Annotated in this window: 6 protein-coding genes; 1 reads left to right on the top strand and 5 read right to left on the bottom strand. The window is 64.4% G+C overall.

Going from position 1 to position 14,229, the window contains the following annotated elements:
* Positions 1-29 precede the first annotated feature (29 nt).
* Positions 30-2,225, bottom strand: a complete 2,196-nt coding sequence (locus EKO19_RS35915) for a S9 family peptidase (RefSeq protein WP_129782245.1) — start codon at positions 2,223-2,225, stop codon at positions 30-32.
* A 142-nt stretch (positions 2,226-2,367) separates the two neighbouring features.
* Between EKO19_RS35915 and EKO19_RS35920 the strand changes: the two genes are divergently transcribed.
* Positions 2,368-5,664 (top strand): amidohydrolase family protein, encoded by a 3,297-nt coding sequence (locus tag EKO19_RS35920; RefSeq protein WP_129782246.1) that lies wholly within the window; start codon positions 2,368-2,370, stop codon positions 5,662-5,664.
* A 271-nt stretch (positions 5,665-5,935) separates the two neighbouring features.
* Here EKO19_RS35920 and EKO19_RS35925 read toward each other — a convergent pair whose 3' ends face one another.
* From EKO19_RS35925 to EKO19_RS35940, 4 genes are all read right to left on the bottom strand, one after another.
* Positions 5,936-6,649, bottom strand: coding sequence for a PEP-CTERM sorting domain-containing protein (locus EKO19_RS35925; RefSeq protein ID WP_129782247.1), 714 nt, complete (start codon positions 6,647-6,649; stop codon positions 5,936-5,938).
* A 227-nt stretch (positions 6,650-6,876) separates the two neighbouring features.
* Complete coding sequence (locus EKO19_RS35930; RefSeq protein WP_407676681.1) at positions 6,877-8,346, bottom strand: amidase; 1,470 nt, start codon at positions 8,344-8,346, stop codon at positions 6,877-6,879.
* 59 nt (positions 8,347-8,405) lie between these two features.
* Positions 8,406-11,597 (bottom strand): amidohydrolase family protein, encoded by a 3,192-nt coding sequence (locus tag EKO19_RS35935; RefSeq protein ID WP_217705812.1) that lies wholly within the window; start codon positions 11,595-11,597, stop codon positions 8,406-8,408.
* On the bottom strand, positions 11,579-14,107 hold the full coding sequence (locus EKO19_RS35940; protein WP_129782249.1) for a TonB-dependent receptor: 2,529 nt from the start codon (positions 14,105-14,107) through the stop codon (positions 11,579-11,581). Before EKO19_RS35940 ends, EKO19_RS35935 begins: the two co-directional genes overlap by 19 nt.
* Positions 14,108-14,229: the final 122 nt, after the last annotated feature.

Genomic DNA, 14,229 nt, shown 5'->3' on the forward strand with positions numbered 1-14,229 from the left:
CCAGCGGCGCGGATGTGAACCTCCGCTCGTCACGGCGCGGGGCCCCGGACGCTCAGCCAGCGCTGGAACCAGTCCAGGGCGCCCTGCTGGGAAGTACGGCGCTCCCAGGGGCGGGTCAGCACGTGCACGCCATTGGGCAGATAGCTCATCTCGACCGGCCGGGCCAGGCTGCGAAGGCCGGCGTAGAGTTCCCAACTCGCCAGCAAGGAGGTGGGCCCGATGGCTTCCAGTCGCACGGGGCTGTGGATGGCGTCGATATTGAACGTCGGCTGCGAGTTGCGCCAGCGCTCCAGGCAGGCGCCGAAAGGCGCGCAACCGATCAGGGCTTCGTACTCCTGCCGCCGGCCACGGCCGGGCGCATTGAATCCCAGCAGATAGCTCACATAGCCCATGTCGAGCGGGTCGGCGACGACCGCCGCCGCGAACGGCACGGACGAATGCGCCAACGTGTATTGCACGTAGTAGCCCGAGCGACTGAATCCCATCAGGCCGACCCGCGCGGTGTCGATTGGAAAGCGGCTGCTCAGCGCACCGACCGCCGCCTCGAACCCGGCCTGGTGGGCTTGCGCTTCCGCCGGTGTGTTGCGCTCATCGAAGTGATCCTCCATTTGCAGAACGAACATGTCGCGCGCCGCGAGTGCCCGGGCTGCATAGCCGGTCGTGAATGGCTCCCCGGTGAGCGAATGGGAACCATCGAGCAGGAAGCGCTCGGGCCAGAAGCCGTGACTCTGGATGACCAGGGGATATCGTTTGCCGGGCATCGCGCTCACTGGACGGAGCAGACCGCCTTTCCAGACGCGCCCGCGCGCGTCGGTCCACTCGATGACCTCGGCGGTGCGCGGCAAGCGCTCGCGAAACGAGGGATTCAGGTCAGTCAGGCGGGCGCGACGGCCGCTGCGACAGTCGGTTGCCACGACATCCGGCGGCGTATTCAAACGCTCCTCGATGGCGAGCTCGAACCTGCCATCGCAGGCGGGGGATTCGATCCGGCGCCACCCGCCGGCGCGCGCTCGAAAGCGCCGTGCCGGAAGCGCACCGTCGATGCTGGATCGATGCAGGAGCAACGTGTCGTTGGCGGGCCGGCTCACGGCCGCGACGCGCTCGAAACGCTCGGTGCTCCAGTAGGAGGACAAGGGGGCGATGCGCTGTTGCAGGTTCCCCGAGCGGTCCACCTCCACGATGGCCGCGGATAAGCTCAATGCGGGGGCCAACAGCGTATTCACCAGAACGATGCTGCTCGAGTCGCGGCTCCATAGCGCCGCAGGCGCCGGATTCGCTTCAACCAGCTCCCCGGTCGGCGCATCGACGAGCGTCGTGACCGCGCCGGTGCGCACATCGATCAGCACGAAATGGGCGATCCACGGCGGCGGCGTCTCTGCATCAACCATATCCGCCGCCGATAATCGACGAATGGCGCGTGGATAAGCGTAGTCCGCCCAGGCCTTCGACCACTTCCGATACGGCCTGATCGCAACCGCATGATTACCATCCGGGGAGAGCCACACGCCGCGCGTTGACGGCAGCAAGGCGACTGGCACCTCGCTGACTGCAATCTCACGACCACTGCCCAAGTCTCGTACCCGCGTGACATAGGGGGCGCTGAGGCTGGCTTGCATGTTGACGGCCATGGCGGCAAACACGCTTTGGTCGGTGAGTCGAAACCCCTGCCGTCGTTTGCTGTCGATGTCGGGATCGGGAACCGCGATGCGTGAGGTGTATATGACGGTGTCGCCGACGATGTCATAGGACCAGACGCCACCGGGAACTTCCACCAGCGTGTCGATCCGGCCGGTCGATACGTCGCACGCATATAAACGTGGCGGTCCGGACGGGCCCTCGGCACGGAACGCGATGCGCCGGCTGTCCGCGAGCCAGCGCACATCGGCAATCGCAGGTTCATTCGTCGCCGAGGAGAATTGCGCTACGCGTGTGGACTCCGGTGGCGCGCCCCGGGCGCTCAACCACGCCCGGATCTGCTGCGTCGAGTACACGTCGATCGCGAAGTCGTTGTCACCGCTCTGAAGGTTGCCTCGGGCGGTGACAATCAACACGCGCTGACCGTCCGGGGAGAACTGGAATTCGCCGCCGGGCTCCGGAGCCACGATGCGGCGCATTTCGATGGAGTCGGCGACGGTAAAGCGACCGTCCAGGGTCGATGCTGCGTGACTCTCGCTCGCCCACGCCAGCACGGCGAGAAAAACTATCGATAGCTGTCGCACGTGCATTCAACCCTCCGGTCGCAAGGGGCGAGAACCCGTAAACGAGCGGGGCGAGGCAATCGGAACCGCGACGCGTCCACGTTCAGCAACGCGCGGCTGGTTCGTTTTACTGGAACCGCGCTTCGTCGCGCCATCGCAAAGGTTCTTCATGCGTCAGTCCACAGTGAGCGCCGCCCTGCTGCTGTCGTGGTCCCTCTCATTGCCTGCAACGAACGTCGTTGCGCGGACCCTCATCGACGAGAGTCCGGTGCAGCCGTTCGCGCAGCGTACGCTCGCGTTCTCCACCGAATCGGGAACGTGGCTGTCGCTCGATGTCTTTGCGGACGGCCGGGGCCTGGTGTTCGATCTGCTCGGCGATCTGTACCTGTTGCCGATGTCGGGGGGCAAGGCCACCCCGCTCACGCGCGGACCGGCATTCGACAGCCAGCCCTCGCTATCTCCGGATGGCCGCTGGGTCGCATTCATCAGCGATCGCGACGGCGCGGAGAATCTATGGATCGCCCGCACCGACGGCTCCGCTTCACGACAACTGACTCACGACGAATGGGGCATGTTCGCCTCGCCCGCGTGGCATCCGAACGGCAAGTCCGTCGTGGTGTCGCGCACGCTGCGCGGCTATCGCACCGGCTACGAGCTCGTCGAGTTCGATCTGACCGGCAAGGAGCTCGCCCGGCATTCCACCGTCAATCAGACCGAGGATGCGCGCAGCGAAATCAGTGCCGTTGGCGCGAGCTTCGACAACGAGGGCAAGTTTCTTTATTACGCGCGGCGTATCGGCCGGCATCCGCGCAACGTTTCCTTTCCGATCTGGGCCATTCATCGCGTGGATCTGAAGAACGGCGAGGATGTCCGTATCGTGACGGAGCCCGGCAGCGCGTTCCGCCCTCGCCTGTCCGGCGACGGACGCTGGCTCGCCTATGCGACGCGCCTGTCGGGGCCCGATGGCCCCACGGCATTGAAGCTGATGGATCTCACGAGCCACGGCAGTCGCGTGTTGCTCTCCAACCTGGATCGCGACGATCAGGAGAGCGAGGACTTCAATCGCGACATCCTGCCGGGTTTCAGCTTCACCCCCGACAGCACCGCGATCGTGCTGGCCACCGGCGGCAAGCTACGACGCCTGCCGCTCGCTGGCGGGGCGCCCACCGACATTGCGTTTCGAGCCGATGTGAGCCTCACGCTTGCGAATCCCGGCGTGCAAGGCGAGCGGCCTGAGCTGACGGACAGCCATCCGGTGCGATTGTTTCAATCGCTCGATCCGGCGCCGGACGGCACGTCGGTCGTGCTCTCCGCGCTCGGCAGTCTCTATCTCCACGACACTCGCGCCATGACGGTTCGCAAGCTGGCGACGCCGACGAACGCGTTTCACCCGCGCTGGTCCATCGATGGCCACAGCCTGCTGTATGTGAGCTGGAATCCCAACGAAGGCGGCGCGCTGTGGCGGCTGAATGTCACGGCGCCCGACGCCGCGCCCGTCAAGATCACCCGCGAGTCCGCCTACTACGCCTGGCCTGTGCAATGGCCGGACGGCAGCATCGTGGTTCAGAAAACCAGCACACGCAATCAGTTGCTGAACGTGCAAAAGTCGGGTGCGCCGGTGAGGGGCCTGCAACTCGTCCGGATCTCGCCCGATGATGGCGCGGAACAAGTGCTGACCGACGCTCCGCCAAAGGCTCGCTTCTACTATCCGCAACTGGGCAAGGCACATCGGATCGAAGGCGATACGCGCGTGTTCTTCCATGCGCACGATGGACTGATGGCGTTCGCCCCGGAAACTCGCCAGGTGACGCCGGTGTTCTCGCTGGAGCAGCCGTTCGATGAGTATATGAGGCGCACGCCGCGGCCCGCCGATGACATCCGGGTCAGCCCGCGCGGCGACTTCTACGTCGCCAAAATCGCCGAGCAGCTCTATCTCGTGCCAAGAAGCGCCGACAAGGAACCGCTGCGACTCACCGTTGCGGACGGCGCACGCAAACTCACTCGCTATGGCGTGGATCAGATGGAATGGTCCCGCGATGGTCGCACCGTGTACTGGTCGCTCGGGAACGAGCTCTCCATGCTCGAGGTCGGCGCCCTGAATGCCCGAGCGCTCCCGGCCAGCGAGCAACTGCGCAAGTCCGTTCGCTCCAGCCGCGTGGACATTCCCCTGCCGCGTCCCGACTCGGCGTCATCGCAAAAACTCGTGCTCAAAGGCGCGACGATCCTGCCGATGACCGGTGCTGCCGCGATCAAAGGTCATGCCATCGTCATCGCCGGCAATCGCATCGCAGCCATCGTGCCGGAGCAGGAAGCGGCACGCATCAGTGACGCGCGCTTCGTCGATGTCTCCGGCAAGTACATCCTGCCCGGCTTCATCGATTTGCATGCGCACTGGTCCGTGCTGAGCCGCGACGGCATCGCCGCCGGTCCCGTGTCGCCGTTCCTCGCCAATCTGGCGTACGGTGTCACTGCAACCCGCGATCCGCAGAGTTTCACAACCGATCTGTTCGCCTATGCCGACCTCGTGGAGAGCGGCGCGCTGCTGGCGCCTCGCCTGTTCACGACGGGTCCGGCGATTCAGTCCGATATTCACTTCGAATCGCCCCAGGATGTACGTGACGTCATCACTCGCTTCCGTGATTACTATCGAACCAATACCGTCAAGTTCTATCTCGCCGGCAATCGCGGCCAGCGACGGATGTTCATCACCGAAGCGAACCGCCTGGGCATGCGCGTGACCTCGGAGTCCGCGCGAAATTTCAAATGGGATTTCACGATGGTGCTCGACGGCGCCGATGGCCAGGAGCATCCAATCCCGCACGCCCCGCTCTACCAGGACGTCGTGGAAGTCTATGCACGCAGCGGCATCGTCTACACCCCAGTGATGGCGATGACGCCGGCAACCTATTCGCCGCTCAACCTGTGGACGCTGCAGTTCAAGCCCGAGGACCATCCTCGGGTGGTCCGCTTCGTTTCGCCCAACATCGTGAAGGGCGCAGCCGCGATGCTGGATACCGATGCCGACGGTGTTAGAACGACAGTGCATCCGGTATCGCAGGCGGCCGCTGCTCGCGCCATCGTCGAAGCCGGCGGTCACGTCGGCGTCGGTGCCCATGCGCTGCGCCACCTGCAGGGGCTGCGCTTCCACTGGGAGATGTGGACGCTGCACGCCGATGGCCAGGGGATGTCGGCTCAACAAGTGTTGACCGCAGCCACGCGCACCGCAGCCCAAACGCTCGGCCTGGAACGTCAGCTGGGCACACTCGAAGCCGGCAAGCTCGCGGACCTGGTCGTACTCGAACGCAACCCGCTCGACGACTTGCGCAACACCGCCAGTGTGCTCTACACGATCAGCGATGGCAGGTTGCTCAATAGTGCAACATTGGAACAGCTGTGGCCTGCCAGCGCTCCAGCCCCCCGATTGTGGTGGCACGACACGCGCGCCGAAGGAATCGTCACGCAGTAACTCTGCGCGCGCGAAGATAGGACTCGCCGTAAACGAATTGCCCCACCGCAGGTCTTGTCGCCGCTCTTGAGCTGAATGGAGCCGCGCGGGTTGGTATGGCTCGATTGTTCAATCGTGTCCGAGAGTTTTCTATCTTCTCGGGGTACCCCGTCCAACCATGATGAGCGAGCGCGGTGCCTGCGAATGCGACGGTGCACGCCGCGCAAATTTACATCATCGACAATGGATCACTCCTGGACCGGGCACGCTGCCGGACGACTGTCCGCGACGCTCAGCTCGAAGCGCGACGACGAACGCGAGTCGCCACCGTTGCGCCGATGAGTCCCATCATCATCAACGCCAGTGTCTCTGGCTCCGGGACGGTGGTCGTGCCTGCCGCGTTGTTGTAACTGATGCTGTTGACGATGGAATAACCATCGTTGCCGGCGAGCAGGACCCGGCTGATATTGCCCGCCTCGGAGCTCAGTTCGAGCGACTGCTGCCCCCGCTGATCGATGATGAGCCGCGGCATCAGTGACAACAGATTGCCAGCCGCATCGAACGCCCACGCCCACGGCGAGTCCGTCTCCTGGGTAGAATAGAACTGAATGAAATCCGTGGCGCGCTCGAACGTCACTTCCAGCAGGTGCTGAGGCTGCGAGTAACAATCGGCGTGAAGCTGCTGCAGACAGTTGCCGATGAGCCCCGCATTCGAATTCCAAGAGCTGAACGCCTTGCCATTGGCCTTCTGCCAACCAAACATCGTCGTCCCCAGCGCGTCGCACCCTCGCGCTCCTGGCGTGCACCCGTGCGCATACACCGCGCTCGACTGCCGGCCGGCTTCGGTAAACGTCACATGCGAGAGCGTGATGCCCTCATACGTATCGCCGACTTCGGTGCCCGAAACATAGGCCCCTGCGTCGATGGTGATCGGAACAGCCCACACCCCTTGCGCCGCGAGCAGGGTGCACAGTCCGAACATCGCAAGCCACGATTGTCTGATCATTGTCGATCCTTATGGGCGAATTTCCGTCGCACGGGGTGAGTTCTATGTACCCCGCGGCAACGCCTGCGAGGGATCGTGACGAGGGGCAGTGGTGCCAGCCCCGCTCCGACACGGCGGATCTAATCAACTCCCGACGGATGACTTCCGGCCGACGCTCGAGGAGCAGAAGCGATTCGAGCTGATGTCCCCGCCGGAGAGTGTCTCGAGCACCCTAGCTTCGCTCCCGACTATCCAATGGCTCCGGGCTGCGCTCGCCCGATCCAGGCCGAGGCCCGTTCGTAAGCATGGCCCACCTGGAGCACGGCCAGGTCGGCATGTTTCGGCCCGATGATCTGCATCCCCATCGGCAGATGGCTCGCACCCCCGAATCCCGCCGGCACCGACAGCGCCGGCAGACCCGCCATCGTGACCGGAAAGGTCACTTCCATCCAACGGTGATAGCTGTCCATGGTCCGGCCCGCGATCTGCGCCGGCCAGCGCAGATCGGCGTCGAACGGAAAGACCTGCGCGCTCGGCAGGATCAGGAAATCGAACCGCTCGAATGCCTGGCGGAAAGCCTCGTAAATACGGGTGCGGCCCACTTGTGCCTCGGTGATCTGACGGGCGCTGAGCTTGCGATAGCCCTCAACCTCCCAGATCGCTTCCGGCTTCATCTGGCTGATCCGATCGGGCTCATCCGCGAGCGGCAGCAGGTCGGCGCCCACCGACCAATGGCGCAGCGTCACAGCGGTTCGCCACATCGCATCCGCCGGCTCGGCGAGTGTGGCCGCCTCCACTGACATGCCGATGTCGCGAAACGCCCCGAGCGCTTTTTCGCAGGTATCGAGCACGCCTGGTTCCATCGGCAACGCGCCGCCCAAATCGCCCAGCCATCCGATCCGCTTTCCCTTCCATTCGCGGTCCAACGGCTTCGCGAACACGCCGGGATCGTCCTCGAGCGAAAAAGGCGCGCGCGGGTCCGCTCCCGCCTGCACCGACAACAGCAGCGCGGCATCGCGCACCGTTCTCGCCATCGGACCTGAGGTCGCGAAGGTCTGGCCGAACACATCCGTCGATGGCGCCGACGGCACCCGTCCGAAGGAGGGACGGAAACCGAACACGTTGTTCCAGGCCGCCGGATTGCGCAGCGAGCCACCGAAATCGCTGCCGTCGGCAAGCGGCATCATTCGCAATGCCAGCGCCACCGCGGCGCCGCCCGAACTGCCACCGGCCGACTTGCACGGGTCATAGGCGTTGCGTGTCACGCCGAAGACCGGATTGAAACTATGCGAGCCCAACGCGAACTCCGGCACATTGGTCTTGCCGGTGAAGATCGCCCCCGCCGCTCGCATGCGCGCAACGACGAGTGAATCCGTGGTCGCGATATTGTTTCGAAACAACGGCGACCCTTGCGTATGCGCGATCCCTCGCGCCGCCGCCGTGTCCTTCACCGCATGCGCAAAGCCGTGCAACGGCCCACGAAACCGGCCCTTCGCCGCATCTTCATCCTGCGCAGCCGCCTCTCGCAGCAGCAGCTCGCCATCCACGCGCGACACGATGGCATTGAATCGTGGATTGAGTGCGTCAACGCGCGCCAGATGCGCCGTCATCACTTCCCGGCTGGACAGATCGCGCCGCCGGATCGCCCCCGCCAGCTCGACGGCGGTCATCGCGAGAATGTCGCTGCCCTCGTTCATCCGGCCTGCCTCCGCGCTGATCGCTCGAGTAGCGATCGTCGCCGCAGGGACGGCCAGAAGCAACTCGCGACGTGTCATCTTCATTCCCCCGCGGTCTGTGGAGCTTCATTCCAGAACCATTGCGCCGCCAGCGGCTGCCGGCGCGGCCATACTTCATCGAGCGTGTCGGCATCGTACAACCGGCCGTTCTTCATGACGAAGCGCAGCGATTGCGTGTTGAGGATGTCGGCGAGCGGGTCCCGATCGAGGATCAACAGGTCCGCGAACTTGCCCGTCTCGAGGCTGCCAAGCTCGGCAGCGCGTCCGATCACCTCGCTCGAGCCGATCGTCGCCGCGCGCAGCACTTCATGCGGAGTCGCGCCGCCGGACGCATAAGCCTCCAGCTCCCAGTGATAGTCGATGCCCTGCAATTCACCGTGGCTACCGATACCGACGAGCCCGCCCGCGCGTTGAATCGCGAGCGCGTCTGTCGCGAGCGATGGATAGACCTGATCCTGCGGACGCGACCATTTGCGAGTGCGCGTTTTCGCATCGATCTCACCGTCAGGCACGAAGCGCCGCAACTTTGGCTGATCCTGCGGCACGTGACGAATGATCATTTCGGCATAGGCCGGCCGTGCGCCATAGGCGACGCCGAGCGTCGGTGTATAAGCGGTCCGCGTCTGCGCGAACAACTGGATCACGTCCTTGCGCAGAGGCGAGATCGGCAAGGCGTGCTCGTTGCCGGCGAAGCCATCGAGTGCGTGCGTCAGATCCAGGCGCAGATCGCTCGCGCCTTCGGTGGTCGGCATCATGCCCAGCGCACTCGCGCCCTGGATCATCAGCTGCCGCTCCTTGCGACCGCCCACCATGTACGACTTGATGTTGCGCGTCCGGTAATAGTCGCGATAGCGCGTGAGCACGTTGCGTGCGTCGGCGTCGGAATTGATCTCGCTGTTCACGAACACACCCGGCCCGGTGGAATACGCGCGTGGCCCCAGCATCAACCCCGCATCGATCATGTCCTGATAAGCGAAGACATCGACCGTGAACGGCTGCACATCGAGCCCGGAGGTCACGCCATAGGCCAGATTCGCGAGCAGGCTCCAATGATTCGGCTCAGGAATCTCGCGCCGGATCTCGAACCAGTGCGCGTGCGTGTCGATGAAGCCTGGCACGATGAACTTTCCAGAAACGTCGCGCACCGTCGCGCCGACGGGAATCGGCACGGTCCCTTGGGCTCCCACGGCGGCGATCCTGTCATTCTCGACGACGATGTCGGCACCGCGAAGCACTTCATCGCCGCGCATCGTAATCACCGTCGCGCCCCTCAAAACAACCGTGCCTCGCGGCACGTCGCGCGGCAGCTCCACGACGGCATCGTAGCGCTCGGCCGTTTTTTCCGGCTCCGCGAGGCTGCTCAATGAAATGCGTCGGAACGAAGCGCCCACGGACCACGTGATCGTGCGCCCACCATCGGCCCAGCTGAAATAATCCGCGCCAATGGCGGTGAGCTTCACCACCGGCGTCGTCGGGCTCTTGAGATTCACGACGGGGGGCGCAGTCCCCGTGACCGGCGGCACGGCGACCAGATAGAGCTGGGAGGCCGAGCGTGCCAGGGCCCAACGTCCGTCGGGACTCAAACGAACATCGTCGGCGGCGCCCGGCGCTTCCACATATTGAGAGAGATGGCGCACTTCGATCGAGACGACGCGGCGAGGCTCCGCCGACGGCTCACTCAGGGATAGCGTCTTCACGCCTTCGGACGAATAGAAACGAATCAGATTCGGATCGGCCCCGACATCGAGCAGCCGCGCACCGTAGGCATGCGCAATGAGCTGCGACTCCCCGCCAGCCGCCGGCAGCCGAATGATGTCGGTCGCACGGCTCGGATCGGTCTCCGTCCGCGTGCGCAGGCGATCGTAATGACTGGCGCGCAGCGCCAGCACGCGCTTGCCATCAGCAGAGAACAACGGCTCGGTATAGAACGCCGGCGCCTGGGTCAATTGCCTGCGAGCGCCACCCCCACTCGCGGGCTGGGTCCAGATCTGACCACCATCGCGAGCGGTCCAGGTCACGAACACGATACTGCGACCATCAGGCGACCACGATGGCTGATAGCCAGCGCCGAGCGCGCGAGGCCGGGCAGCTTGCTTCAGCTCCAGTCGATACAACTGACCCAGCGCCGAGAACACGAGGGACTTCCCATCGGGCGACTGGCGCGGCGTCTGGATCACCCGGACACGCACCGGCCCGGTCTCCTCACGCTGCTCGATGCGCGTTTGCGGGCCGACGTCGAGCTCGACCCGCGCGGTGAAAGGAATATCGCTCAGCGCTCGAGTCCGCAGCTCGAGCCGACGGATCTTGCCGCCGACGCTGAGGATCAGCGAACGATCGTCGTGCGAGAACGTATAGCGCGGCAACAGGTTCGCGTAATAGCCACCGTTGTAGCCGTCGCGATCGATCGGATACAGCAACCACTGATCTTCGCCTGTCGCGAGCTCACGAATGCGCAGTCCGGTTTCGTTCCGATACCGGCTGGCGTACACGAGGCGCTCTCCGTCATGCGACAACGCCGGCTGCATCGCCCCGCCCGCGGCGCGAATGATCTGCTCATCCTTGCCGGTGCGCAGATCGCGGCGGGTGATCGACCAGTGCGGCGGCTCCTTGTCCGTCCAGGTCGTGCCGATCTTCGAGCAGAAATAGAGATAGCGTCCGTCCGGCGAGGCCACCGCGCCCAGCACGTTGCGTCGGGCATCGAAGGACTCCGTGCCGTTCGGCTTCGCTTTGGTGATCTGCACTCCCCTGCCGCCGTCCTTGTGGAACATGAACACTTCGAACGCGAGCGTCGAATGCACCATCCGCGAGGCATAGATATATTCACCGTCCGCGGACCAGCTCGGCGATGTCCAGACGACCGCGCCCTCGTCGCGAGAGAGCTGCCGGGGATTGCTGCCATCCGTGGCGGCGATCCACAAATTGCTGGCACCGGAGCGGTCGCTCACGAACGCGATGTGCCGGCCGTCCGGAGAGAACACGGGATTGGCATCGAATGCCAATCCCGTCATGAACGGCCGCGCGCTGCCGCCCAAGCCATCGATCGCGTAGATGTCGCCCAGCAAGTCGAACAGAATCGTCTTGTCATCCGGCGCGACGTCCAGCGCCATCCACGTTCCCTCGTCCGTGACGAAGTCGACCTGCCGCGTGGCCGTCAATGGCAACGCATTCGACGCCGCAGCCCAGACACCCAGGCATGCGGCCAGCGCCGCTTTGATCACTGATTGAAATTCCAATTCAACGTGATGCCGAACGTGCGCGGACGAGTGATGAACTCATTGCGGCCGCTGCCGGTCGCGGAAATGCCATAGCCGAAACTGACAGCGCGCCGGTCCGTCAGATTGGTGACGAACAGGCCCAGATCGAGGCGCCCCAGATCGAAGTTGGTGCGCACGTCGAACTGGTTGTACCCGGCCACGCGAACGTACGGCTGCTGCAAGGTTTCCGGCGCATCCGACAGGTAGCGATGCGACAGGATCACGCTCGGCGAGAGCACCGTATCGAAGTTGTATGTCAGCGTGTTGGAGATCTGCCATTCCGAGGCGCCCGGCAGCTGCGTGCCATCGAGCAGCGGCGGCGAGGCGATGGTGACGGTTTGCGTCAGCTCGGAATCCAGGTAAGTCACATTGGTGGTGAGGGTCATCGGGTCGATCGGGCGAATCGCGGCCGCCAGCTCCACGCCGCGACTGCGCGCCGTGCCTGCATTGGTGCCGTAGGTGAGATTGTCGGGACGAACCAGCCGCACCTGGATGTCCTTCCAATCGATGTAGAACACGCTCGCATCGAGCTGGAACATGCCATCCATGAGCACGCTGTGCGAGCCGAGCTCGTAGTTCCACAGCTCATCGGACTCCCAGCTGCTCGGCGTGTCGAACCCCGGCAGGTCCGCCACGGTATTCGGATTGCCGAAACGAAATCCCTTGGACGCGAGCGCGTAGATCGTGTGATCCGAGGTCGGACGGTACGCCAGCGAGATCTTCGGCACGAAGCCATCGTCCATGGCCTCACGCTCGGGAATGAACAACGGGCCGGTCGGTGCCTGGATGCCGTAACGCTCGAGTCGCAACGCATAGCGCGTGTCGAACAGTCGACCGCCGAGCGTCAAGGTCCAGTCCTGAGCGAACGTCAGGCTGGCTTCGCCGAACAGCGCCTTCTCGTAGCCGTTGCGGAAGCTGTAGCCGCGGTTGAACATGTCGCCTTGAAGCAGCGCCGGGTTGTAGCGCGCGGCGAGAGCCGCTGCCCCACCCGGCGCGATCGACAGCGTCGCGACCTTGGACTCGGTGTCCGAATACATCGCACCGAACACCCACTTCAGCAGGCCGCCGTCCTTGGACGACAGCCGCGCCTCGATGGTTTGCATGGTGGTGGTGAAATCCTCACGCGACAGCACGCCATTGGGCACGAAGGTGCGCACGGCGCTCGACGCCGTCACGTCGCTGTCGAGGACGTGATCTTTGTCATGGGTGGATGCGAGCACGGTGAGATTGGCGAAGCTCACATCCTGATCCAGACGCAGCGAGTGCAGCTCGATGTTGTATTCCGACGGCGCGGGGAAATGCGTCGAGCGGTGATACCGCCCGTACGTGCTCTGCACCGCCTGGAAATCGTCGAGCTGGTTCTCCTGGTACAGGCTCAGCAACGACAGCCGGGTCGTCTCAGTGGGCGAGAAGACGATGGAGGCACGCACGCCGTTGACTTCAGTATCGTTCGCGTCTTCGACACCGGTGCCGACGTTGCTGATGTAACCGGCGTCGTAGCGCGTCGACCCGACCACGCGCACCGCCAGCTTGTCCGTGATCAGCGGCAGATTGAACATCGCCTTGGCGGTGTAGCTCAGATCGCCCCCGGAATGATCGATGCTGCGCACGGTGGTCTCGGTCGCCGCGTCGAACTGCGCGGGATCGGCGGTCTTGACGATGTAGTTGACGGCGCCGCCGAGCGAGGATGAGCCGAACAGCGTGCCCTGCGGTCCGCGCAGCACCTCGACGCGATCGAGATCGAACGTGTCGATGTCTGGAATGCCTGACGCATAGCTCGGCTCGGCCAGCGGCACTTCGTTGATGAAATAACCGGTGGGTCCCTGTCCCTGGTCGACGCCGGCAGTCGTGCCGATGCCGCGGATGGTCACGGTCGACTGTCCCGAGGTGCCCTCGTTGAATACGACGCCGGGCAGTCGCCCCAGATAGTCCGCGTTGCTCTGTGCGCCGATGGCCGAGAGCTGAACTCCGGTGGTTGCCGACGCAGCGCCCGCCAGATCGCGCAGGCGCTCCTTACGTTTGGTTGCGGTGACGACGATTTCCTCGAGGCGCGTCGTATTGCTCGCCTCCCCGCGCCCATCGCCGACGGGATCCGCTGCCTGAGACAGGCGCAGCCGGCTGCCAGAGGACATCGAAATCGCAGACACCTTTTGCGGCCCGTACGCCGTGGCCGGCGCCGCTTTGTCGGAGATCAATAGCGCGCCGCTTTCCCCCACCAGCAACTTGAGGCTGGTGCCCTCGAGCAACTTCATCACCGCCTGCTCCGGGGTGTACTCGCCCTGTACCCCGTTGGTATGCACCCCCTTCAACCGATCCGCGGAGTACATGAACTCCGCGCCGGATTGTTCGGCGAGCCGTTGCAGAGCGGAGGTGAGCTCGCCCGCCGGAATATCCACCTTGCGCGGTGTGTCCGCCATGACCGGCGCGCACAGCGCCATCGAGCACGCGGCCGCCAGCAGAGTCGAACGTACAGTCCAGGTTTTCAGCATGCCTTCTCCCCATGCGACGTAATTTTTGTGTCGCTCGAGTACTGGAGACGAAGAGCTCCGATTATTCCTGCGGCAGGCCCGCGCGACGAACGAACCTCGAAAATCCTGCAGCTTTGGCCGCA

Source organism: Peristeroidobacter soli, assembly GCF_004138485.1.
Classification (GTDB): domain Bacteria; phylum Pseudomonadota; class Gammaproteobacteria; order Steroidobacterales; family Steroidobacteraceae; genus Steroidobacter; species Steroidobacter soli.